Below are 19,732 nucleotides of genomic sequence, written 5' to 3' on the forward strand. Positions count from 1 at the left end.
GGGGGGGGGGGGGGGGGGGGGGGGGGGGGGGGGGGGGGGGGGGGGGGGGGGGGGGGGGGGGGGAGGGGGGGGGGGGGGGGGGGGGGGGGGGGGGGGGGGGGGGGGGGGGGGGGGGGGGGGGGGGGGGGGGGGGGGGGGGGGGGGGGGGGGGGGGGGGGGGGGGGGGGTGGGGTGTGGGGGGGGGGGTGTGGTGGCATTAAGCGTGTGGGGCCGGCAGTTGTGATGGGGTGCTAGAGGGTAGCCACCGGGGCCGGGGCGGGGCCGCCCGCCGCGCCCGCTGCTGTGAGCGTGGTCTCCGCCGCCTTCGCGCTTTTCGCGGTGCTGGCGCCCCACCTCGGCTCGGCCGGGGCGGCGGCGGTGGTCGCCGCGGTGGCCGCGGCCATCGTGGGCGTCGCCGGCCTGATCGCCGCCTTCAAGGCGGAGGAACGGCATCGTCCGCCACCCGCGCCGGATGCGCTGGCCTTCGCCGAGAAGGCCATCGAGATGGTCAAGGAGCGTCCGATCCTAACCGTCGGCGCCGGCCTGGCGGCGGGGATCATCGCCTTCCGCAATCCGGCCCTGGCCGCGATCGTCGCCAAGGCGTTGCTGGATTCCCAGAAGCCGCCCCCGCGCTGAGGCGGGTCCAGGCGACTTTCGACAAGACGAGCTTTTCCCGCCTCTGGTTTTCTGGGCCTCCCCGCCCATCTTCCGGGGGCGTTTTGCCCTGGAGCGATCATGTTCAAACTCCCCGACCTCCCCTACGCCTATGAAGCCCTGGAGCCGACCATCTCGGCCAACACGCTTCATTTCCACCATGACAAGCACCACGCGGCCTATGTGAACGCGCTCAACGGCCTGCTGCCGGAAGGCGACACGCGCCCGCTGGAAGCGGTGATCCGCGAGGCCAGCCCCGGCAAGGTGTTCAACAACGCCGCCCAGATCTGGAACCACCAGTTCTTCTGGGAATGCATGAGCGCCGACAAGGCCGGTCCGGGCGCTGAGCTGTCGGCGGCCATCGCCGAGGCCTTCGGCGACCTGGCCGGCCTGAAGGAGAAGTTCGTCGCCGAGGGCATCGGCCACTTCGGTTCGGGCTGGGTCTGGCTGGCCGTGCAAGGCGGCAAGCTGGTGGTGATCTCGACCCACGACGCCGACGACACCCTGACCAAGGACGGCATCACCCCGCTGCTGGTCTGCGACGTCTGGGAGCACGCCTACTATCTGGACCACCAGAACAACCGGAAGGGCTTCCTGGAAGCCTGGTTCGACGTCCTGCCCAACTGGGCGTTCGCCGACGCCCAGTTCGCCGCGGCCAAGGGCCAGGGCGCCGTCTGGACCTACCCCGCCTAAGCGGTACCGGATCTCAGACCTTGAGCGGCGCGACCTCGGTCGCGCCGTTTTCGTTTGGGGCCTTGGGGACGCAGCGGCGCGGCACGGACCAGGTCCGGAAGGTCACGAACTCGGTGCGCTCGAAGGCCAGGGCGGTGATGCGGATGTCGACGTCGTCGACCTCGATCACGTTGAAGCCGGGCGGCACGCCGCGCTCGCGCACCGACAGGGTGCCCGAGCCGACCGCCTGGGTGCAGCCGTCCGAGAACGGATAGGGATGCACGAACGGCGCGTGGATATGGCCGGTCAGGACCAGGTCGACGCCCGCCTGGGCGAAGGTCTGGGCGGCGGCGGTTCCGCCGTGCACCTTGGCGGTCATGGGGCCGCCGATCATCTCGATCAGCGGATGGTGGCAGACCACGATCTTCAAGGCCCCCGGCGCGGCGCCCTTCAGGTCGGCGCAGACCTCGCGGACCTGGCGGCGCGACACCGCGCCCTTGGACCAGTTGGCCCGCAGCTGGAAGGCGCGGGCCGAGTTGAGCGTGACCACCGTGGCGCGCGGATCGTCCCAGTCGCTGTTCATCCGCGCGCCGAACCGGTCCTCGTAGCGCCGCCAGGGGGCGACCAGCCGGGTCAGGATCTCGCGCGGGCCGGCGAACGGGACGTCGTGATTGCCGGGCGAGACCAGGCGCGGCTGCGGCAGGCGGTTCAGCCAGGCCAGCGCGGCGTCGAACTCCTCGACCTTGCCGTCCTTGGTCAGGTCGCCGGCGGCGATCACCAGGTCGGGGCGCTCGGCGTGGATGCGCGCGACGGCCGCCTCGACGGCGGCCTTGTGCTCGCCCCCGAAGTGGATGTCGGAGACCTGGACCAGCTTCAGCGGGGTCATTTGGCGGGCGCCGTGGGCGTGGGGACCAGGGCGCGGAAGGCTTTCGGTCGGAAGCGGATGCTGACGGTGTCGTCCAGCCGCGCGGGCTCGCCGTCGAGGATGGCGGGGATCCGCCCGCCCGCCCAGACCTTGCCGATCCGGCAGCGGCCGACGATCACCGACGGGTCGTTGCGCCAGTTGCCGGTCACCGTGTTGACCCCCAGGCGGAAGATGTCGAGGGCGCCGGCGGGGTCCAGGGCGGCCGCTTCCAGGGCCTGGTCTTCGGAATTCAGATCGGTCGACACCAGCGGCGTCATCAGACTCAGGGCTTCGGTCTTGCCCTTGGGGCGGCCGTCCAGGACGTAGCGCAGGCGGCTGGAGAAGGCGCGGCGCAGGGCCCGCCGGGCCCGCAGCAGGGCCAGGTCGGCCCGTCCGGCCCGCGCCGCCTCGCGGGCGTCGGCCCACAGGGCGGGACTGCCCAGGATGGCGGCGACGAAGAAGAGGCGGCCGTTGATCTCGCCGCCCGAGATCATCCGTTCGTGACCGCCCTTCAGGCAGTCGGCCATCGCCTGCTGCCAGGGCACGGCGCCGTACAGGGCGTGGGGCAGCATGTTCATGGTGCCGCCGGGCAGGGGCGCGACCAGGGGACCTTCGGGGCCCGCCATCTCGGCCGCGGCCCGGGCGGTGCCGTCGCCGGCCACCACCAGCAGGGCGTCGGGCTTGGCGTCGAGGGCTTCGCGCAGGCAGGCGGTCAGCTCGCCTTCGCTGGGGGCGTGGACCCGCCCCGTGACGCCGTGCTCGGCCAGGATGGCCTCGGCCTGGGCCGGGGCGTCCTTGCCCACCGAACCGGAGGCGATGTTGGTGACGACTTCCACACGCATGCGAAATTCCAGAAGGCGCGGCCGTGCGCGGGGAGGCCCGAAGGAAACGGCGGCGCTTGAGCGCGGTTCCCGGAACCGTTGTCGTGGCGAGGTCGTTTGCCTGCTTGGGACAAGCTCGAACGGAGAGCCACGATGAACAAGACTTTGATCGCCCTCTTGGGCGTCGGCGTGCTGGCCAGCGCTTGCACCGCAACCGGAAACACCGAACGCAACGCCGCGGCCGGCGCGGGCCTGGGCGCCCTGGCGGGCGCGGTGGTCGGCAACAATGTCGGCGGCGGCAGCGCCAGCACCGGCGCCCTGGTCGGCGCGGCGATCGGCGGCACGGTCGGCGCCGTGAAGGGCTGCCGCGAGGACGGCGGCTGCGGCGCCACGAACGTCAATCGCCGTCAGTACTATGACGAGCGAGCCGGACGGTATTACTACTATGACTCGCGCAGCGGTCGTTACTACTGGGAAGACGGCAGCCCCCGTTAAGTCGGGCCTGGCCTGAAATCTTCAGAAGGCGGTCGACTCGTGTCGGCCGCCTTTTGCGCGCCGTGACGTCAGAGAGGGCAAACGATGAAGAAAGTCGGATTGGCGATTGTCGGCGTGGCGGTGCTGGGGGTCCTGGCGACGGGATGCGCGAGCAAAAGCCCGTGGCCCAAGTCGAGGTCCCAGATCGTGCAGACGGCGCCGAGCTGCGAGGACTTCTCGGTCCAGATCTATTTCGAGAGCAAGTCGGCCAAGCTGACCAACGAGGCGCGCTCGGTGCTCAAGGGAGCCGACGCCCTGGCCACGGGCTGCAAGGTGGCTTCGGTGCGGGTGATCGGCCTGGCCGACGCCGTGGGCTCGCCGGACGCCAGCCTGACGGTGTCCAAGCAGCGGGCCGACATCGTGACGCGGGCCTTGGCGAAGATGGGCTACGGGAACGTGGAGTTCGACGTCGGCGCGGCCGGTGACGCCGGCGCCACCACCAGCGACGGCGAGGCCCGTCCCCTGCGGCGACGCGCCGACATCCGGTTCGATCTCGACGGCAAGCTGTAATCGTCGCGGCGACCCCTCTTCGGGCGCTTCAGGGCGCATCAAAAAAGGCGGATCCGAAAGGGTCCGCCTGAAGGGCAAAGAGGGGGGTGCGGAGGCGACAGGCTGGCTTTCACCAGCCTCAAGTCGGGGGGGCGTCGCCGCCTCCGCAAATCGAAAACGTGGCTCCCCCGACCGGGTTCCCGCCGATCGAAACTTTTTTCGCCTTTCCCGCGATTATTTTTTCAGGGGCCCGCGAACCCCTTCCGGCAAGGGCCGAAGGGAACGTCGCCAGGGACGGGACGTTGATTTTCCAGGAGGCCGCCCGGCCTCGCTCTGGGGAGCTACGTCGTGATCCGCACCTATCAGACCGAACACGGTGGACTGGCCTTCGAAACCACGCTGACGCGCAAGCAGAAGGTCCGGCGCAACCGCGTGGCGGCCCTGGCGGTGATCGCCGCGGTGGCGGCCTCGGCGGCGCTTCTCCAGCGCTTCAACGACAACCTCGCTCCCAGCGGACCGGCGGCGCCGGACGTCGGGACCTATTCCGCCGCCCGCTAAGGAGGCCCTCCATGCCCGCAGACCTCGAACACCCTCATCCCGCCGTCAACGCCACCCGGGCCCGCCAGGGCCGCTGGGGCAAGCATGTCTTCTGGGTGCTGGTCATCTCGACCGTCCTGGCCGCCGCGGCGCTGTTCGGCGCCTGGGGCCTGCGCTCGGGCGACCTGGCGTCGGTCGAACACACTAAGGGCGCCACGACCCAGGGCGAAGCCCAGCAGTATTCGACCGAGCAGGCGCCGGTGAAGCAGACGCCGGCCGGCTGATCCCCTCCGCGTCCAACGACTAGCGCGCGCGAAAAAGGCCCCGGTTCGCACCGGGGCCTTGATCGTTTCAGGACCTGACGTGGATCAGGCGGCCTTCTGGGTCCGGCGCGGATGGAAGAACAGCGCCTGGCCGATCGCCGCCTTCACCGTTTCCGGCTGGAAGGGCTTGGTGATCAGGAAGGTCGGTTCCGGACGCTCGCCGGTCAGCAGGCGCTCGGGGAAGGCGGTGATGAAGATCACCGGCACGTCCAGGCGGGCCAGGATGTCCTTGACCGCGTCGATGCCCGACGAGCCGTCGGCCAGCTGGATGTCGGCCAGCACCAGGCCGGGCGTGCGGCGGGACACGGCGTCGACCGCTTCGCCGCGGGTGGCGGCGATGTCGATCACGTCATGGCCCAGTTCGCGGACCAGGGCCTCGATGTCGGCCGCGATCACCGGTTCGTCCTCGATGATCAGGACTTCGGTGGCCAGTTCGGCGTCGATCTCGCTCTGGGCCTCGGCGATCAGGCGCTCGACCTCGGCGAAGTCGCAGTCGAGGATCTGCGAGGCCTCGGTCGGGGTGAAGCCTTCCAGGGCGGTCAGCAGGAACGCCTGGCGGGACCGCGGGGCGATCCGCATCAGGCGCTGCGAGGCGTCGTCGGCGGCGTTGGACTGGTCGTCGCGCCGCGCTTCCAGCTGGGCGCCCGAGGACAGCCAGATGGCGTGGAAGACGCGATACAGGGCGACGCGCGGCGACAGGTTGGCGTCCAGCGACCGCTCGCCGGCCGCCAGGGCCTCGAGCGCGACGCGGACATAGTGGTCGCCGGTCGTCTGATCGCCGGTCAGGGCGCGCGCGTAGCGACGAACGTAAGGCAGGTGCGGCGCCAGCCGGGCAAGAAGACTCATGACCCCTCCCGTGTGAGTGTCTTCGGGTACAAAAAAGCCGGGGGTGCGGTGAAGCTACGCCGTTCGGCCATCCGAACATAAACGCAACCCCCAGGCCCCGGTTCCATGACAGGTTCCGAAGTCCGAAGAATTTTGCCATCATATGCTCAAGCTTGTGGAACCCCATACGGAATCCGACGTTGTCATCCGGCGTACACTCATTCGGCCAAAGGGGGCGGGCGCCGCGTCTTGTCGGCGTCGAGGACATGATCGAACACGTACCCATGGAAGATCACCGCAAAGGGGCGGCCGCGCTGGACGAAGCGCGGCTCCGTCAGCAGGCTATCGGCGTCAAGCTTCGTCAGATGTTCGACGAGGTGGTGAACGAGCCGGTCCCCGACGAGTTTCTGGACATCCTGCGCAAGGCCGAGACGCCTTCGGGAGAGCGGTGAGCATGAGCGAAGCGCAAGTCGGCCGCTCGCCTTTCGACCCGGCCCGCGACGGGACCTTCAAGAAGGAGCTCGTCACGCTCATCCCGCATCTGCGGGCTTTCGCCAGGACCCTGACGGGCGATCCCACCGCCGCCGACGATCTGGCGCAAGACGCCATGATGAAGGCCTGGGACGCCCGCGCCAGCTTCCAGCTGGGCACCAACATGAAGGCCTGGACCTTCATGATCCTGCGCAACCAGTTCTATTCCGAGAAGCGCCGCTCCTGGCGCCAGAGCCAGCTCGACCAGGAAGCCGCCGAACGCACCCTGGTGGCGGTCGACGATCCCGAGGCGCCGGTGGCGCTGGACGAGCTGCGGCTCAGCCTGGCCATGCTGCCGCCCGAACAGCGGGAAGCCCTGATCCTGGTCGGGGCCGGCGGCTTCGCCTACGAGGAGGCGGCCGAGATCTGCGGCTGCGCCGTGGGCACGGTGAAGAGCCGGGTCAGCCGCGCGCGGCGCGCCCTGCAGGCCATTCTCGAGGCCGGCGCCTATGACCGCGACGGCGCCGCCGCCGGCGACGCCATGTACGCCATCCTGGCCGACGCGGAGAGACTGAGCACCCTGCGGTGAAGTCTCTTCTCGGGCGAGGGGCCGGGGCGGTCGGGTCCATCCGGGTCCGACTGGCCGGCGCGCTGTTCCTCGCGCTCTTGCCCGTCCTGATCCTGGGCGTCCTGCAATCGGTGTTCGCCTTCAAGGCCGAGGCCGACTCGCGTCGCCAGAGCCTGGAGCTGGCGGCCGGGCGCAGCGCCGCCATCGCCCGGGCCCGCATCGAGGCCGCCGGCGTCCTGCTCCAGACCCTGGGGCCGGGCTCGGTCGGGCTGGAATGCGCCCAGCGGCTGGACACCGTGAAGGAGCGCCTGCCGGGCTACGCCAACCTGATCCGGTTCGACGCCTACGGCCGGGTGTCCTGCGCCGCCGGCACCACGCCGCCCGATCCCACCCGCGCCAGCCGCCGCTGGTTCCAGCGCCTGGCCGCCGGATCGCACATGGTCGTGGCCAGCATCCCCGGCGTCGACTACGCGGACGAGCCCGCCGTGCTGACGGCGGTGCGGGCCGAGACGCGCGACGGCCGCTTCGACGGCGCCATGTCCGCCGTCCTGACCCTGTCGACGATCCAGCCCGAGACCGCCAACCGCTACCTGCCGGGCGGGGCCGAGGTGGCCCTGGCCGATTCCGAGGGCCATGTCTTCGCCGCCACCAACCGGCGGGCGTTCGGCACGCCGACCATGGCCTGGCGGGAGCAGGCCGTGAAGAGCGGCTCGGCCCTGTGGTCCGGCCGCGACGCCGACGGCCGGCCGCGCGACTTCTCGGCCGCGCCCCTGGTCGGCCAGGAGGTGTTCGTCATCCTGTCGGCCAAGGCCCCGGGAATCGCCTCCTGGGCCTGGCTGAACCCGATGCTGCGCCTGCTGGCCCCGCTGCTGGCGTTCGTCCTGGCCCTGGCGGCCGTGCTCTACGCCACCGAGCAGGCGGTGATCCGCTGGATCGTCTATCTGCGCCGGGTCGCGGCCATCTACGCCCGCGGCCGCTTCACCGTGCGCCCCCTGCAGGCCGAGCGCGCGCCGCCCGAGATCCGCGAGCTGGCCGCCACCCTCGACGACATGGCCGCCGGCATCGTCGCCCGCGACGCCTCGCTGCGCGACAGCCTGGGCGAGAAGGACGCGCTGATGCGCGAGATCCATCACCGGGTGAAGAACAACCTCCAGATCATCTCCAGCCTGCTGAACATGCAGCAGCGGGCCCTGACCGACCCCGCCGCCCGCACGGCCCTGAACGACACCCGCCAGCGCATCACCGCCCTGGCCCAGATCTACCGGGCGCTCTACCAGGGGCCCGACCTCAAGCGGGTGGACCTGCGCCCGTTCCTGGAGGAGCTGACGGCCCTGCTGCTGGCCGGCGACATGTCGACCGGCGGTCCGATCCGCACCGAGGTCCACGCCGACCCCCTGGTCATCGACCCCGACCGGCTGGCGCCCCTGGCCCTGTTCGCGGTCGAGGCCATCACCAACGCCCAGAAGCACGCCCTGGCCGAGCGGGGCGGCACCCTGACGGTCGACTTCTTCGTGCGCGGGGAAGAGGCCGAGCTGGCCATCGGCGACGACGGTCCCGGCGCGCCCAAGGGGCCGGTCGAGGGGGTGGGTCGAACCCTGATGACGGCCTTCGCCCGCCAGCTGCGCGGCAAGCTGCTGTTTGAGACCTCGGCCGCCGGCGGATTGCTGGTGCGCCTTGTGTTCCCAACGCCCGAAGCCCCGTCGGCCGAGCCCGCGACGGCCGGAACCTAGCTGGGCCGCCAACGTTCAAGTGGGGCAACACCTCAGACGCCCAATTGGGGCGATCACCGGAGAAGACCCATGCGCAAGCTCATCGTTCTGGCCGCGATCGCCGCCAGCCTCACCGTCGCCGCCTGCAACACCGTCGAAGGCGCCGGCAAGGACGTCTCGTCGGCCGGCCAGGCCGTCAGCGACACCGCCAAGGACGCCAAGTAGTCCCAAATTCGAGGTCTAGGAGCCGGTTCCGCCGGCTTCGGGATCAAGCCCGTCGGTCCCCAGGATCGGCGGGCTTTTTCGCGCCCGCCGCCCGGGTTATTCTACTTTAGATTTTATTACAGAAATGCAATTTGAAGACGATCCGGAAACGGTCGGCGGGGCTTCGTTACAATCGATCTCAGCCGTGGCGCACCGGTTACAAATCTCGTCCAAATCCAGCCTGGATCGATATCCGCCAGCCAAGCCGAGGCTTCACCTTGGAGGTTCCTTCCACGGGTGAGAGCTCCGATTTGCCGCGTCCGTCCTCAGCGCCGATCTTCGTCCACAGCGGCTGGCGATGCTCCAGCACCTATGTCTGGCGCCGTTTCCGCGCCGTTCCCGAGGTGATGGCCTTCTACGAGCCCTGGCACGAGCAGCTGGCGACCCTGACGCCCGAGCGCATCGCCCGGGAGCGGCCGGAGACCAGCGGCCTGCGCCACCCCACCGACGGCCTGCCCTATCTGCAGGAATTCCAGGACCTGCTGGGACCCGAGGGCGGCGTCCCCGGGTTCGAGACGCGCCTGGCCCTGGACGACTATTTCCTGCCCGTCGATCAGGAGGACCCCGGCCAGGCCGCCTATGTCGAGACCCTGATCGAGGCCGCGCGGCGCGAGGAGCGCACGCCGGTGCTGGCCTGCTGCCGCACCCTGGGCCGGATCGGCTGGCTGCGGCGGCGGTTCGGCGGCACCCACATCGTGCTGATCCGCGATCCCGTGCAGCAGTGGCGGTCGTTCTATTCGCTGCGCAAGCGGCCCCGCCCCACCTATTTCGAACTCTGCCAGTACGTGATCCTGTCCGAGACGGCCGGCGGCGAGGCCGGGGCCAGGCGGCTGGGGCTGACGGCGGGCAAGGGCGACCTGTTCGAGCGGATCGCGGCCGTGCGCAAGCGGCTGAAACGCGCGCCCGCCCGGACCTCGTTCGCCGCCTTCCTGGCCGTCTATGTGCTGTCCTATGTGGCGGCCCTGCCGCGCGCCGACCTGGTGATCGACGTCGACCGCCTGGGCGCCGATCCGCAATACGCCCGCACCATGTCCACGGCGATCGAGGTGCTGACGGGGGTGAAGCTCGACTTCGGCGACTGCCGCACGCCCGCGCCGCACGCCGGCAAGCTGGCCGTCGACTACCGCAAGGAAGCCGTGGCGATGATCGAGACGTTGGACCTCTCCGCGGCCCTGACCGCGCCGGGGCCGGTCCAGACCCTCTATCGCAAGCTGGTCAAGGCGCTGCCCGAGCGCGCGCCGGCGACGGTCTGGGATCAGGCGCTGGCGTTCTGGCGCGATCGCGGCGCCAAGCTGGGGACGGCCCGGGCCTGATGATCAGGCCGCGGCGCGGGTGAACAGGCCGGCGCGTCCGGCGATGGCCCGCACGGCGCCGGTGACGCCCTCCAGGGACTCGCCGCTGCCGACCAGCAGCACGCCGTCGTCCTCGAGCCGCGCGGCCAGGCTCTCGATCACCCGGCCGTGCAGGCTGGGGTCCAGGCCCGGCAGCACGTTGCGCAGCAGGATGACGTCGAACTTGCCCATCGAGGACAGGTCGGCCAGCAGGTTGATCCGCCGCCAGCGCACGGCCTGGCGGATGCGCGGGCTGATCGCCCACATCTCGTCCTGGTTCTCGAAGTGCTTGACCAGCAGCCGGATCGGCAGGCCGCGCTGCACCTCGAACTGGGTGTAGAGGCCGCTCTGGGCCTTCTCCAGGCAGCGGTCGGACAGGTCGGAGCCGAAGAACTCGAAGCGGGCGCCGGGCGCCAGGTCGCGGGCCTCCTCGGCGGTCATGGCCAGGGAATAGACCTCCTGGCCGGTCGAGCAGGCGGCGCTCCAGATCCGGATCGGCCGCTTGCGCACCAGTTTGGACAGGGTCGGCAGCAGCTCGTCGCGCAGCTGGGCGAAGACCTCGCGGTCGCGGAAGAAGGCGGTCTCGTTCAGGGTCAGGGCCTCGACGACCGCCCAGATCAGCCGCTCCTCGCGGTGGGCGCGCAGGGCGGCGACCATCGCGTCGATCGACTCGAAGCCTTCGCGGCGCGCCAGGGGGTTGAGCCGGCTCTCGACCAGATAGGCCTTGTCGCTCTCGATCCGCAGGCCGGCGCGCTGGCGGGCCAGGGCGGACAGCAGGTCCATGTCCTCGGGCGTCACAGCAGGCCCGCCTCGGCGAACTTCGCCGCGATGATGTCGCCGTCGAACGGTTTCATGATGTATTCGTCCGCGCCGGCGTCCAGCGCCTCGCGGATGGCCTCGATCTTGTTCTCGACGGTGCAGAAGACCACGGTCGGACCCTGTCCGCCCGGCTCCTGGCGCAGATGGCGCAGGAACTCGATCCCGTTCATCACCGGCATGTTCCAGTCCAGGAGCACGGCGTCAGGCATCGCGGCCCGGCACCAGGCCAGGGCTTCCAAGCCATCCGCGGCCTCGGCGATCTCGAAGCCTATGTCTTCCAGGACGCGCCGGGCGACTTTGCGGATCACCCGGCTGTCGTCGACGACGAGACAGGTCTTCACGGCACGCTCCACTCCAATCCCCCCAGCTTGCCGCCGAGGGTGTTAAGGAGCGGTGACGGCGGGGCCGTTCCGCAGGGATTATCGCTGGAAAAAGATCAGGCGGGGACCCAGGCGGCCAGGGTGACCTGGTCCTCGCCCAACTCGACGCCGATCTGGCCGCCGGCCGCCCGGACCAGGGCGTTCAGATAGGCCGCCTGCACCCAGGGGCCGCCCAGGCCCTCGGCCAGGGGTTCGCCCTTCAGGCCGGCCAGGATTTCGGGACGAAGGCGGGCGCGCGGGCCGGCGGCGTCGGCGGTGATCGCCACCCGGTCGCCCGTGACCACGGCCCGCAGCGTCGCCTTGCCGCCGGCCGGCAGGGCGCTGGCGGCGATCTGGGCGATGTTGAGGATGGCGCGGGCGCTGGCCTTGTTCATGGTCGACGGCGGGATCGCCCACTCCAGCGTCGGGCGCACGTGGGCGAACACGCCCTGGGCCAGCTTCTCCAGCTCGCGGGAGTCGAAGTTCTCGGCCGAGGCGGAGGCGCCGAACGCCACCCGCGTGAACTGCAGCAGATCGGCCAGCTTGCGGGCGCTGGACGAGATCAGGCTCATGGCGTCCTCGCGCATGTCCTGGGCCGAGGGGTCTTCCAGCAGGTCCAGGCCCGAGACGATGGCGCTGGCCGGGCTGATGAAGTCGTGACAGAGGCGCGCGGCCACCAGGGCGGCGAAGTCGGGGCCGTTGACGTTCAGCTCGGGAGCGTCAGCGGGAGCGGCAGGGGCGGCGGCGTCGGTCATGGCGCGATCTTTGGCGTGATTTGGCGGTTTGGCAAACGCCACCGGACGAAACGGGGGCTGGTTTACCGGGGTTCGGCGGCCTATCAGGGGCCCGTCATGGATCCCTTCATCGAACCCGGCGTCCTCGTGCGCCATCCGGACCGCCCCGACTGGGGCCTGGGCCAGGTGCAGTCGGTGATCGGCCATCGCGTGACCGTCAATTTCGAAGACGCCGGCAAGCACACCATCGACGCGACGCGCGTCGCCCTGGTCTTTGTCGGCGACGACCCTCGGGGAAGCTGAATGAGCTACACCAACCTGGCCGACTACGGCCGCGACCTGGCGACGATCGTCGAGGCGGCGGCCGAGGTCATCCTGCCGTTCTGGCGCACCGAGCTGGACGTGGTCCGAAAGGCCGACGAGAGCCCGGTGACCGAGGCCGACAAGGCCGGCGAGCGGCTGATCCTGGCCCGGCTGGCCGAGCGTTTCCCGGACATCACCGCGATCTCGGAGGAGCACGCCAGCGAGTTCGGCACGCCCGAGTCCGTCGGCCCGCGCTTCTTCCTGGTCGACCCGGTCGACGGCACCAAGGCCTTCGTGCGCGGCGATCCCAACTTCACGGTCAATATCGGCCTGATCGACCACGGTGTTCCCGTGGCCGGCGCGATCTGCGCCCCGGCCACCGGCGAGGTCTGGTTCACTTCGGCGCAGGGCGTGCTCAAGCGCGAGGCTCCCGGCGGCGCCGAGACCCGGGTCCAGGCCCGGTCGTGGCCCGAGGGCCAGGCCCTGGCCCTGGTCAGCCACACCATGAAGGAAGAGCGGGCGGCCGAGCTGGCGGCCCAGTACGGCTTCTCGCTGCGCGCCCCGATGGACAGCTCGATCAAGCTGGTCCGCATCGCCGAGGGCGCGGCCGACATCTATCCGCGCCACGGGCCGACCATGGAATGGGACACCGCCGCCGGCCACGCCATCCTGGCCGCCGCCGGCGGCCGCTTCACCACGCCCGAAGGCGAGGCCTTCACCTACGGCAAGGCCGATCAGGGCTTCCGTAACGGCTGGTTCGTGGCGCGCGGGGCCTAGGCCGTCCGGTTCAGGGCGCCGCCCAGTTCGGAGGCCGTGCGGTCGCTGAGGCTGTCCATGGTCGACCGCAGCAGGCGGGCCAGCAGGATCTCACCGGCCGTCGGCGCTCCGGGGTCGTCGGCCGCGCCCAGCTTGAAGAGCCGCGGCTGCGCCTGGACAGCCGAGCGCAGTTCGTCGACGGACAGCTTCGCGTCGCCGTCGCGATCGGCCGATCGCATCAGGTCGTCGACGGGCCCCGTGTCGAGATCCTGGGCCTTGGCCGCCGCCGCCAGTTCCCCGGCAGACACGCCGCCGTCGCCATCGCCGTCGGCCGCCGCGCTCAGGACGCCGACGGCCTGGCCGGAGTCGCCGATCCGGCGGATTTCCGGCGCCGCGGCCAGCTTGGCCGCCAGCTCATCGACGGACAGGCGTCCGTCCTTGTCGGCGTCGGTCCAGCCGAACCTGTCGGCGTTGACCTTCTCGACCGGGTCCCAGACCGCCTTGCCGTCAGCGCCGATCCGGCCGGGGCCGACCCTGGTCGAGGCGACGGCGGCGTATTCGTCGAGGGACAGCGCGCCGTCGCCGTCGGCGTCCGCGCGCGAGACCAGCCAGCCCGCGACGCCCTTTTCGTCCTGGACGCCCAGCAGGGTCTGCAGGTTCTCGCGGTCCAGCAGCCTGGACGCGCCGAACTCGCCGACGTCCAGGGCGCCGTCGCCGTTGCGGTCGAACGCCGAGACCAGGGCCTGCTTGTCGGCAAGCTTGTCCTGGCCGTTATTGCCGAGCTTGGCGATCTCGTCCGCCGAGACCTTGCCGTCCTGGTCGGCGTCGAACGCCTTGAACACCTGGTCCTTGACCGCGAGCTGCATAGCCCCGCCGGCGATATCGTAGGCTTTCGGGAGCGAGACCCGGTTTTCGCGCAGGAAGGCCCACAGGTCGGCGGTCGCCCCGCCGGTGACGCTGATGTCCATCGCTCGTCCTCCTGTCGGGGCGAACGCAACAAGTTCGGCGCCAGAGGTTGTATCGGGGCCTAGGCGTCCTTTTCCGCCAGGCTTCGGCAGAAGGCCGCCGTCTCGTCGTCGGCCGGGTACATGCACTCGATCCGCAGTTCCTCCAGCGTGATGTCGCGCGAGGTGCCGAAGGTGGTCAGGGTCGAGAAGAAGGTCAGGCGCCGGTCGCCCTTGCGGAAGGTGACGGTCATCAGCGGCAGGGGCGTGGCCCCCAGTTCGCGGTGCTCCCAGCGGGCCGGTACGTCGGGATAGGCCAGCACCTCGTCCAGCAGGGCGCGGGACGTCTTGTCGGTGGCCGCCTCGTGATGCAGGTGGCCGATCAGGTCGCCCGCCACCTCCTCCCAGTTCTCGACAAAGGGCCGCATGTCGGCCGGGTCGAAGACCTGGCGCATGATGTTGCCGTGCGGCTGGGCCCCGTCGCGCAGCCAGCCGAACACCCGCAGCAGGCCCTGGCTGGTCATCAGCACGTCCCAGTGCCGGTTCACCACGAAGGCGGGATAGGGCTCGTGCTGGGCCAGGATGCAGTCGATGGCCCGGCGCATCAGCGCCATCTGCGGGTCCGACAGCGGGGTCTCGCGATAGCCGGGCGCGTAGCCGGCCACCACCAGCAGGGCGTTGCGGTCGCGCATGGGCATGTCCAGCGCCCCGGCCAGCAGGGCGACCAGCTCGCGGCTGGGCCGGGCCTTGCCGGTTTCCACATAGCTGAGGTGGCGGGTCGAGATCCCGGCCTCCAGCGCCAGGTCCATCTGGCTCATCCGCCGGGCGGCGCGCCACTGGCGCAGCAGGTCGCCCAGCGGGTGTTCGGTCCCGGCGGGAGCGGAGCGGGGCGGGGGCGAGGTCATGGTGTTCATAACCTCACTCTAACCGGCCGGGGCATGATCGCCATAACCTGCCAGGTCATGGAGCCGGTGATCCGGCGCTCCTAGTCCTTCAGCGAACCGGAGCCGCCGCGCTCCCGCCCAAAGGATCGGACCATGCAAAGACGACAGTTCCTGACCGCCGCGACGGGCCTGGCGACCTTGGCCGCAGCCGGCGCCGACGCCGGCGCGGCCTGGGCCGAAGGCGCCCCGCCCCGCGCCGAGGACGACGCCAAGGCCGCCCGCGCCTGGAACGCCGACCGCCGCCACCTGCCCACCAAGTTCGGCGATATCGCCTATGTCGAGCGCGGGGCCGGGCCGGTCGCCCTGTTCCTGCACGGCTTCCCGCTGAACGGCTTCCAATGGCGGGGCGCCTTCGATCGCCTGTCGCCGCATCGCCGCTGCATCGCGCCGGACTCCCTGGGCCTGGGCTTCACCCGCGTGGCCCCGGGCCAGGGCGTGACGCCGTCCGACCAGGCCGACATGCTGGCGGCCTTCCTCGACGCCCTGAAGATCGCCGCGGTCGACCTGGTGGCCAACGACAGCGGCGGGGCGGTGGCCCAGATCTTCGTCACCCGCTTCCCGCAACGAGTCCGCACCCTGCTGCTGACCAATTGCGACGTCGAGCCCGACAGTCCGCCGCCGGCCCTGCAGCCGGTGCTGGCCCTGGCGCGGGAGGGGACCTATCCCGACCAGTGGCTGGTCCCGTGGTTCAAGGACCCCAAGCTGGCGCGTTCGCCGGAAGGCTTCGGCGGCATGTGCTTCTCCGACCCCAGCCAGCCCACCGACGCGGCGATCGCCATGTATTTCGGCCCGCTGGTCGCCACGGCGGCCAGCAAGGCCCTGGTCAACGCCTACACCCTGGGGCTGGACCCCAATCCCCTGGCGGGGATCGAGGCGTCCCTGCGGCGGTGCGCGGTCCCGACCCGCATCGTCTGGGGCATGGCCGACGACATCTTCGACAAGCGCAGCCCCGACTACCTGGCCGCGATCCTGCCGAACGCCAAGGGCGTGCGCCGCCTGCCCAAGGCCAAGCTGTTCTGGCCGGAGGAATATCCGGACGTGGTGGCCGAGGAGGCGTTGAGGCTGTGGGGCGGGTGAACGCCTAAATCCGCTCATCCCGGCGAATGCCGGGACCCAGATCCAATAGCGGTGTGACTGATTGGAAGGGCTCACCGTTCGAGGAACCCGCCTCAAAGCCATTCCATCTGGGTCCCGGCATTCGCCGGGATGAGCGGATAAAAATGCTCAGCGCTTCTTCGGCTTGGCCGCGGGCTTCGCCGCCGCCGGCAGGGTCACGCCCAGCGGGGCCGCCGGCGGCTTGCAGTGCATCTGCAGGCCCACGCCCTTCAGGTAGCCGCGCCGGATCGAGCCGGCCAGGATCGCCGCCTGGACCTCGTTGGCGTTCTTCTCGGCCCCGCTCAGCTTGCGGACCCAGGAACGCAGCGGGGTGAGGCCATGGACCACCGTCTCGCCGATCTCGGTCGCCGACATGCCGGTTTTGAGCTTGGTGGATTCGGCGTCGAGGTCGGGCTGCAGTTCCGCGTCCAAGGCGTCGACCGCATCGAAGATCGTCTTGCAGCTGAGCGGCGAGGGCAGGGCGTAGGCGTCCTTGCGGGCGTCGATCAGCACCTGCGGGATCTTGTCCTTGATCACGCCCACGTCCTTGAGCGGCGAGGCGGCCACCTTCGAGGCGTCCTCTCCGATCTGCTGGACCTTGGACGGCTCGGTCTGGGCCAGGGCGGGACCCGCCACGAACAGGATCGCGGCGGCGAGGGCGGGGCGGGAAAACGGTTTGATGGGTCGCATGAACAGGCCTCCGAACACGGAAGCACTCTGACCGGTAAACCGATGCAGGGCGGAGTCGTTTTTTGTCGGGAAGGTTGCGTCCGCGATTTCGCCGCCGAACCGGGCGCCGGACATGGAAACGGCCGCTCCCTTTAGGGAAGCGGCCGCTTTGGTGGAGCTAAGCGGAGTCGAACCGCTGACCTCTTGAATGCCATTCAAGCGCTCTACCAGCTGAGCTATAGCCCCAAGGTTTTCCCAAGTTTTCCCGGCGGGAAGCGTTGGTATTCCTCAGTTTCTCCGGCGGTTCCGAGTGGGTGGCCCCCGAAGAGGCGCGGAACCTATGCCGGGAGGATTTTTGGATCAACCCTCCCGGCGAACTTTTTTCGGAAAATTTTTCGGACCGTTGTTCGATCAATTTTCCGAAGAGGGCGGACGACCTCAGTCGTCGTCGTCCGCGCCCGGCAGACCTTCGATTTCGTCGTCGAGGACGTCTTCGTCGTCTTCGTCCTCGAGGAACGGAACGTCGTCGGCTTCGTCCTCGGCGAGATCCTCGTCTTCCGAGAAGTCGACGCCCAGGTCGTCGCCGCCCGGAGCCGGCGCGACGGTGGGATCGCTGTCGTCGTCGTCGGTCTCGACGACTTCCTCGGCGGCCTCGTCGATTTCCGGGGTCTCATCGACCTCGTCCTCGTAGCCGTCGACCTCCTTCGGCGCGACGACTTCCTTCTCGTCGTCGGCGTCGTAGTCCGGCGTGACGGCGCGGGCGCGCACGCGGCGCGACTTCAGGGCCTCTTCAGGATCGAACGTCTCGCCGCATTTGGGGCACACGGCCGGGCGGCGGTTCAGATCGTAGAACTTCGATTGGCAGTTGGGGCAAATCTGTTTTGCGCCCAATTCGGGATTGGCCAAGGCGGCGACCCTTTGATCCAGATGGGAAAAGCGGCCGGTCACTTGCCATGACGAGGGGCCGCTGTCAAAAGCAAACCCCTCGCGAAAACCACCATGACCAAGGAGCCGGTTTCGGCATGACGACGGCTGGACTGAAGAGCACGCCCGGCGGAGCCTTGCGTGGAACCGTTCGGGCCCCCGGTGACAAGTCGATTTCGCACCGTTCGATGATCCTGGGCGCCCTGGCGTCGGGCACCACCACGGTCGAGGGTCTGCTGGAGGGCGCCGACGTCCTGGCGACCGCCCAGGCCATGCGTCACTTCGGCGCGCGGGTCGAGCAGGAGGGCGTGGGTCGCTGGCGGATCGAGGGCCAGGGCGGCTTCGTCGAGCCGTCGGACGTGGTCGACTGCGGCAACGCCGGCACCGGCGTGCGCCTGATCATGGGCGCGGCGGCGGGGTTCCCGCTGTGCGCCACCTTCACCGGCGACAATTCCCTGCGCGGCCGGCCGATGGGCCGGGTCCTGGACCCGCTGGCCCGCATGGGCGCCACCTGGCTGGGCCGCGACAAGGGCCGCCTGCCGCTGACCCTGAAGGGCGGCAACCTGCGCGGGCTGTCCTACAAGCTGCCGATGGCCTCGGCCCAGGTGAAGTCGGCCGTGCTGCTGGCCGGCCTGCACGCCGAGGGCGGGGTCGAGGTGATCGAGCCGGAGGCCACCCGCGACCACACCGAGCGCATGCTGCGGGCCTTCGGGGCCGAGGTGATCGTCGAGGATCGCGACGGTGTGCGCCACATCCGCCTGCCCGCCGGACAGAAGCTGACCGGAACCCACGTGGCCGTGCCGGGCGACCCGTCATCGGCGGCCTTCCCGCTGGTGGCCGGCCTGATCGTCCCCGGCTCGGAAGTGACGGTCGAGGGCGTGATGCTCAACGAGCTGCGCACGGGCCTGTTCACGACGCTGCAGGAGATGGGCGCAGACCTGGTGATCGCGAACGTCCGCGAGTCCAGCGGCGAGCAGGTGGGCGACATCACCGCCCGCTACTCCCCGGACATGAAGGGCGTCGTCGTGCCGCCCGAGCGCGCGCCGGCGATGATCGACGAATATCCGATCCTGGCGGTGGCCGCGGCCTTCGCCGAGGGTTCGACCGTCATGCGCGGCATCGGCGAGATGCGCGTCAAGGAAAGCGACCGCATCGCCCTGACCGCGGCGGGCCTGAAGGCCTGCGGCGTCACCGTCGAGGAAGAGCCCGAGGGCATGACCGTCATCGGCACGGCCCGCGCCAACCATCCGGTGCGCGGCGGCGGCAAGGTGATCACCCACGGCGATCACCGCATCGCCATGAGCCACCTGATCCTGGGCATGGCCGCGCAGGAACCCGTCGAGATCGACGAGCCCGGCATGATCGCCACCAGCTTCCCCGGTTTCGCCGAGCTGATGCGCGGCCTGGGCGGCTCGATCGCCGAGGCCTAGGGCGATGGCTTTCGTCATCGCCGTCGACGGTCCCGCCGCCTCGGGCAAGGGCACGGTCGCCTCGCGCCTGGCCGAGCTCTACGGCTATCCGATGCTGGACACCGGCCTGCTCTACCGCGCCGTGGGCGTACGCCTGCTGGACGCGGACGGCGATCTCGACGACGCGGTCCAGGCCGAGGCGGCGGCGCGCGGTCTGGCGCTGGCCGAGCTGGAGAACCCGGCCGTGCGCACCCGCCACGCCGGCGAGGCCGCCAGCCGGGTGGCCGTGCATCCCGGCGTGCGCAAGGCCCTGTTCGACCTGCAGCGCGACTTCGCCCTGCGCGAGCCCGGCAGCGTCATCGACGGCCGCGACATCGGCACGGTCATCGCCCCCGAGGCCCCGGCCAAGCTGTTCGTCACCGCCAGCCCCGAGGTCCGCGCCGACCGCCGCTGGAAGCAGCTGGTCGGCCAGGGCGAGGCCGTGACCTTCGACGAGATCCTGGCCGATATCCGGAAACGCGACGAGCGCGACGGCGGCCGGGCCAGCGCGCCGATGACGCAGGCTCCCGACGCCGTCTTGCTTGATACGTCGGAAATGACTATATCCCAGACCTTCGATGCGGCCCGCCGCATCGTCGAGGCGGCGCGCGCCCGGTGGGGAAACCCCAAGGGCTAATCCACCGCCCGCCTCGCCG

At 70.4% G+C, this 19,732-nt stretch carries 26 protein-coding genes and 1 tRNA gene; 16 read left to right on the plus strand and 11 right to left on the minus strand.

Features of this window, described 5'->3' with window-relative positions:
* Nucleotides 1-282 precede the first annotated feature (282 nt).
* On the plus strand, nucleotides 283-615 hold the full coding sequence (locus WAE60_RS12150) for a hypothetical protein (protein WP_337686708.1): 333 nt from the start codon (nucleotides 283-285) through the stop codon (nucleotides 613-615).
* Between the two features lie 96 nt (nucleotides 616-711).
* Nucleotides 712-1,326: a superoxide dismutase gene (locus WAE60_RS12155; RefSeq protein ID WP_347349852.1), complete on the plus strand. Its 615-nt coding sequence runs from the start codon at nucleotides 712-714 to the stop codon at nucleotides 1,324-1,326.
* A 13-nt stretch (nucleotides 1,327-1,339) separates the two neighbouring features.
* On the opposite strand, the gene WAE60_RS12160 is transcribed toward WAE60_RS12155, so the two are convergent.
* Entirely contained in the window at nucleotides 1,340-2,191 is an 852-nt protein-coding gene (locus WAE60_RS12160; RefSeq protein ID WP_337686710.1) for a metallophosphoesterase, read from the minus strand.
* Nucleotides 2,188-3,051, minus strand: coding sequence for a diacylglycerol kinase family protein (locus WAE60_RS12165; protein WP_337686712.1), 864 nt, complete (start codon nucleotides 3,049-3,051; stop codon nucleotides 2,188-2,190). The genes WAE60_RS12160 and WAE60_RS12165 overlap by 4 nt, the downstream gene beginning before the upstream one ends.
* A gap of 132 nt (nucleotides 3,052-3,183) precedes the next feature.
* Between WAE60_RS12165 and WAE60_RS12170 the strand changes: the two genes are divergently transcribed.
* The 4 genes from WAE60_RS12170 (at nucleotide 3,184) to WAE60_RS12185 (ending at nucleotide 4,874) form a co-directional block, all read left to right on the plus strand.
* Complete coding sequence (locus WAE60_RS12170; RefSeq protein WP_029910449.1) at nucleotides 3,184-3,525, plus strand: glycine zipper domain-containing protein; 342 nt, start codon at nucleotides 3,184-3,186, stop codon at nucleotides 3,523-3,525.
* Between the two features lie 84 nt (nucleotides 3,526-3,609).
* A complete protein-coding gene (locus WAE60_RS12175) occupies nucleotides 3,610-4,074 on the plus strand; it encodes an OmpA family protein (protein WP_337686714.1) in 465 nt (154 codons plus the stop codon).
* 327 nt (nucleotides 4,075-4,401) lie between these two features.
* Nucleotides 4,402-4,611 (plus strand): hypothetical protein, encoded by a 210-nt coding sequence (locus WAE60_RS12180; RefSeq protein ID WP_337686715.1) that lies wholly within the window; start codon nucleotides 4,402-4,404, stop codon nucleotides 4,609-4,611.
* A gap of 11 nt (nucleotides 4,612-4,622) precedes the next feature.
* Entirely contained in the window at nucleotides 4,623-4,874 is a 252-nt protein-coding gene (locus WAE60_RS12185; protein WP_029910459.1) for a hypothetical protein, read from the plus strand.
* Nucleotides 4,875-4,958: 84 nt separating this feature from the next.
* Here WAE60_RS12185 and WAE60_RS12190 read toward each other — a convergent pair whose 3' ends face one another.
* Entirely contained in the window at nucleotides 4,959-5,759 is an 801-nt protein-coding gene (locus WAE60_RS12190; protein WP_029910462.1) for a response regulator, read from the minus strand.
* Nucleotides 5,760-6,004: 245 nt separating this feature from the next.
* On the opposite strand from WAE60_RS12190, the gene WAE60_RS12195 reads away from it, so the two are divergent.
* From WAE60_RS12195 to WAE60_RS12215, 5 genes are all read left to right on the plus strand, one after another.
* Nucleotides 6,005-6,190, plus strand: a complete 186-nt coding sequence (locus WAE60_RS12195; protein WP_028040104.1) for a NepR family anti-sigma factor — start codon at nucleotides 6,005-6,007, stop codon at nucleotides 6,188-6,190.
* Between the two features lie 2 nt (nucleotides 6,191-6,192).
* Nucleotides 6,193-6,798, plus strand: a complete 606-nt coding sequence (locus WAE60_RS12200; RefSeq protein WP_028040105.1) for a sigma-70 family RNA polymerase sigma factor — start codon at nucleotides 6,193-6,195, stop codon at nucleotides 6,796-6,798.
* A complete protein-coding gene (locus WAE60_RS12205) occupies nucleotides 6,795-8,507 on the plus strand; it encodes a sensor histidine kinase (protein WP_029910466.1) in 1,713 nt (570 codons plus the stop codon). Before WAE60_RS12200 ends, WAE60_RS12205 begins: the two co-directional genes overlap by 4 nt.
* A 69-nt stretch (nucleotides 8,508-8,576) precedes the next feature.
* Nucleotides 8,577-8,711 (plus strand): entericidin A/B family lipoprotein, encoded by a 135-nt coding sequence (locus WAE60_RS12210; protein ID WP_029910469.1) that lies wholly within the window; start codon nucleotides 8,577-8,579, stop codon nucleotides 8,709-8,711.
* A gap of 290 nt (nucleotides 8,712-9,001) precedes the next feature.
* Nucleotides 9,002-10,063 (plus strand): hypothetical protein, encoded by a 1,062-nt coding sequence (locus WAE60_RS12215; protein WP_029910472.1) that lies wholly within the window; start codon nucleotides 9,002-9,004, stop codon nucleotides 10,061-10,063.
* Between the two features lie 3 nt (nucleotides 10,064-10,066).
* On the opposite strand, the gene WAE60_RS12220 is transcribed toward WAE60_RS12215, so the two are convergent.
* The 3 genes from WAE60_RS12220 to chpT all read right to left on the minus strand — a co-directional run bounded on the left by WAE60_RS12220 (nucleotide 10,067) and on the right by chpT (nucleotide 12,014).
* On the minus strand, nucleotides 10,067-10,879 hold the full coding sequence (locus tag WAE60_RS12220; RefSeq protein WP_337686726.1) for a protein-glutamate O-methyltransferase CheR: 813 nt from the start codon (nucleotides 10,877-10,879) through the stop codon (nucleotides 10,067-10,069).
* On the minus strand, nucleotides 10,876-11,253 hold the full coding sequence (locus WAE60_RS12225; protein ID WP_197026670.1) for a response regulator: 378 nt from the start codon (nucleotides 11,251-11,253) through the stop codon (nucleotides 10,876-10,878). Before WAE60_RS12225 ends, WAE60_RS12220 begins: the two co-directional genes overlap by 4 nt.
* A gap of 83 nt (nucleotides 11,254-11,336) precedes the next feature.
* Nucleotides 11,337-12,014: a histidine phosphotransferase ChpT gene (chpT, locus tag WAE60_RS12230; protein ID WP_029910481.1), complete on the minus strand. Its 678-nt coding sequence runs from the start codon at nucleotides 12,012-12,014 to the stop codon at nucleotides 11,337-11,339.
* 96 nt (nucleotides 12,015-12,110) lie between these two features.
* On the opposite strand from chpT, the gene WAE60_RS12235 reads away from it, so the two are divergent.
* Both WAE60_RS12235 and cysQ read left to right on the plus strand, forming a co-directional pair.
* Nucleotides 12,111-12,296, plus strand: coding sequence for a DUF3553 domain-containing protein (locus WAE60_RS12235; RefSeq protein WP_337686727.1), 186 nt, complete (start codon nucleotides 12,111-12,113; stop codon nucleotides 12,294-12,296).
* The gene (cysQ, locus tag WAE60_RS12240) at nucleotides 12,297-13,073 is read left to right on the plus strand and encodes a 3'(2'),5'-bisphosphate nucleotidase CysQ (RefSeq protein WP_337686728.1); all 777 of its coding nucleotides are present in this window, start codon (nucleotides 12,297-12,299) and stop codon (nucleotides 13,071-13,073) included. It abuts the gene before it with no gap.
* On the opposite strand, the gene WAE60_RS12245 is transcribed toward cysQ, so the two are convergent.
* Both WAE60_RS12245 and WAE60_RS12250 read right to left on the minus strand, forming a co-directional pair.
* The gene (locus WAE60_RS12245; RefSeq protein ID WP_337686730.1) at nucleotides 13,070-14,020 is read right to left on the minus strand and encodes an EF-hand domain-containing protein; all 951 of its coding nucleotides are present in this window, start codon (nucleotides 14,018-14,020) and stop codon (nucleotides 13,070-13,072) included. The two genes, cysQ and WAE60_RS12245, sit on opposite strands and share 4 nt — an antisense overlap.
* A 59-nt stretch (nucleotides 14,021-14,079) precedes the next feature.
* Nucleotides 14,080-14,910 carry a helix-turn-helix transcriptional regulator gene (locus WAE60_RS12250; protein WP_337686732.1) on the minus strand — a complete coding sequence of 277 codons (831 nt, stop codon included), beginning with the start codon at nucleotides 14,908-14,910 and terminating at the stop codon, nucleotides 14,080-14,082.
* 123 nt (nucleotides 14,911-15,033) lie between these two features.
* Between WAE60_RS12250 and WAE60_RS12255 the strand changes: the two genes are divergently transcribed.
* On the plus strand, nucleotides 15,034-16,017 hold the full coding sequence (locus tag WAE60_RS12255; RefSeq protein WP_337686733.1) for an alpha/beta hydrolase: 984 nt from the start codon (nucleotides 15,034-15,036) through the stop codon (nucleotides 16,015-16,017).
* Between the two features lie 147 nt (nucleotides 16,018-16,164).
* Here WAE60_RS12255 and WAE60_RS12260 read toward each other — a convergent pair whose 3' ends face one another.
* From WAE60_RS12260 to WAE60_RS12270, 3 genes are all read right to left on the minus strand, one after another.
* A complete protein-coding gene (locus WAE60_RS12260; protein ID WP_337686735.1) occupies nucleotides 16,165-16,725 on the minus strand; it encodes a hypothetical protein in 561 nt (186 codons plus the stop codon).
* Nucleotides 16,726-16,874: 149 nt separating this feature from the next.
* Nucleotides 16,875-16,950 (minus strand) — tRNA-Ala (locus WAE60_RS12265).
* A 192-nt stretch (nucleotides 16,951-17,142) separates the two neighbouring features.
* Nucleotides 17,143-17,610, minus strand: coding sequence for a TIGR02300 family protein (locus tag WAE60_RS12270; RefSeq protein WP_029910500.1), 468 nt, complete (start codon nucleotides 17,608-17,610; stop codon nucleotides 17,143-17,145).
* Between the two features lie 116 nt (nucleotides 17,611-17,726).
* On the opposite strand from WAE60_RS12270, the gene aroA reads away from it, so the two are divergent.
* Nucleotides 17,727-19,058, plus strand: a complete 1,332-nt coding sequence (gene aroA / locus WAE60_RS12275) for a 3-phosphoshikimate 1-carboxyvinyltransferase (RefSeq protein ID WP_337686738.1) — start codon at nucleotides 17,727-17,729, stop codon at nucleotides 19,056-19,058.
* 4 nt (nucleotides 19,059-19,062) lie between these two features.
* On the plus strand, nucleotides 19,063-19,713 hold the full coding sequence (cmk, locus tag WAE60_RS12280; protein ID WP_337686740.1) for a (d)CMP kinase: 651 nt from the start codon (nucleotides 19,063-19,065) through the stop codon (nucleotides 19,711-19,713).
* The last annotated feature ends 19 nt before the right edge of the window (nucleotides 19,714-19,732 follow it).

It is taken from the genome of Caulobacter sp. CCG-8, assembly GCF_037402475.1.
Classification (GTDB): Bacteria; Pseudomonadota; Alphaproteobacteria; order Caulobacterales; family Caulobacteraceae; genus Caulobacter.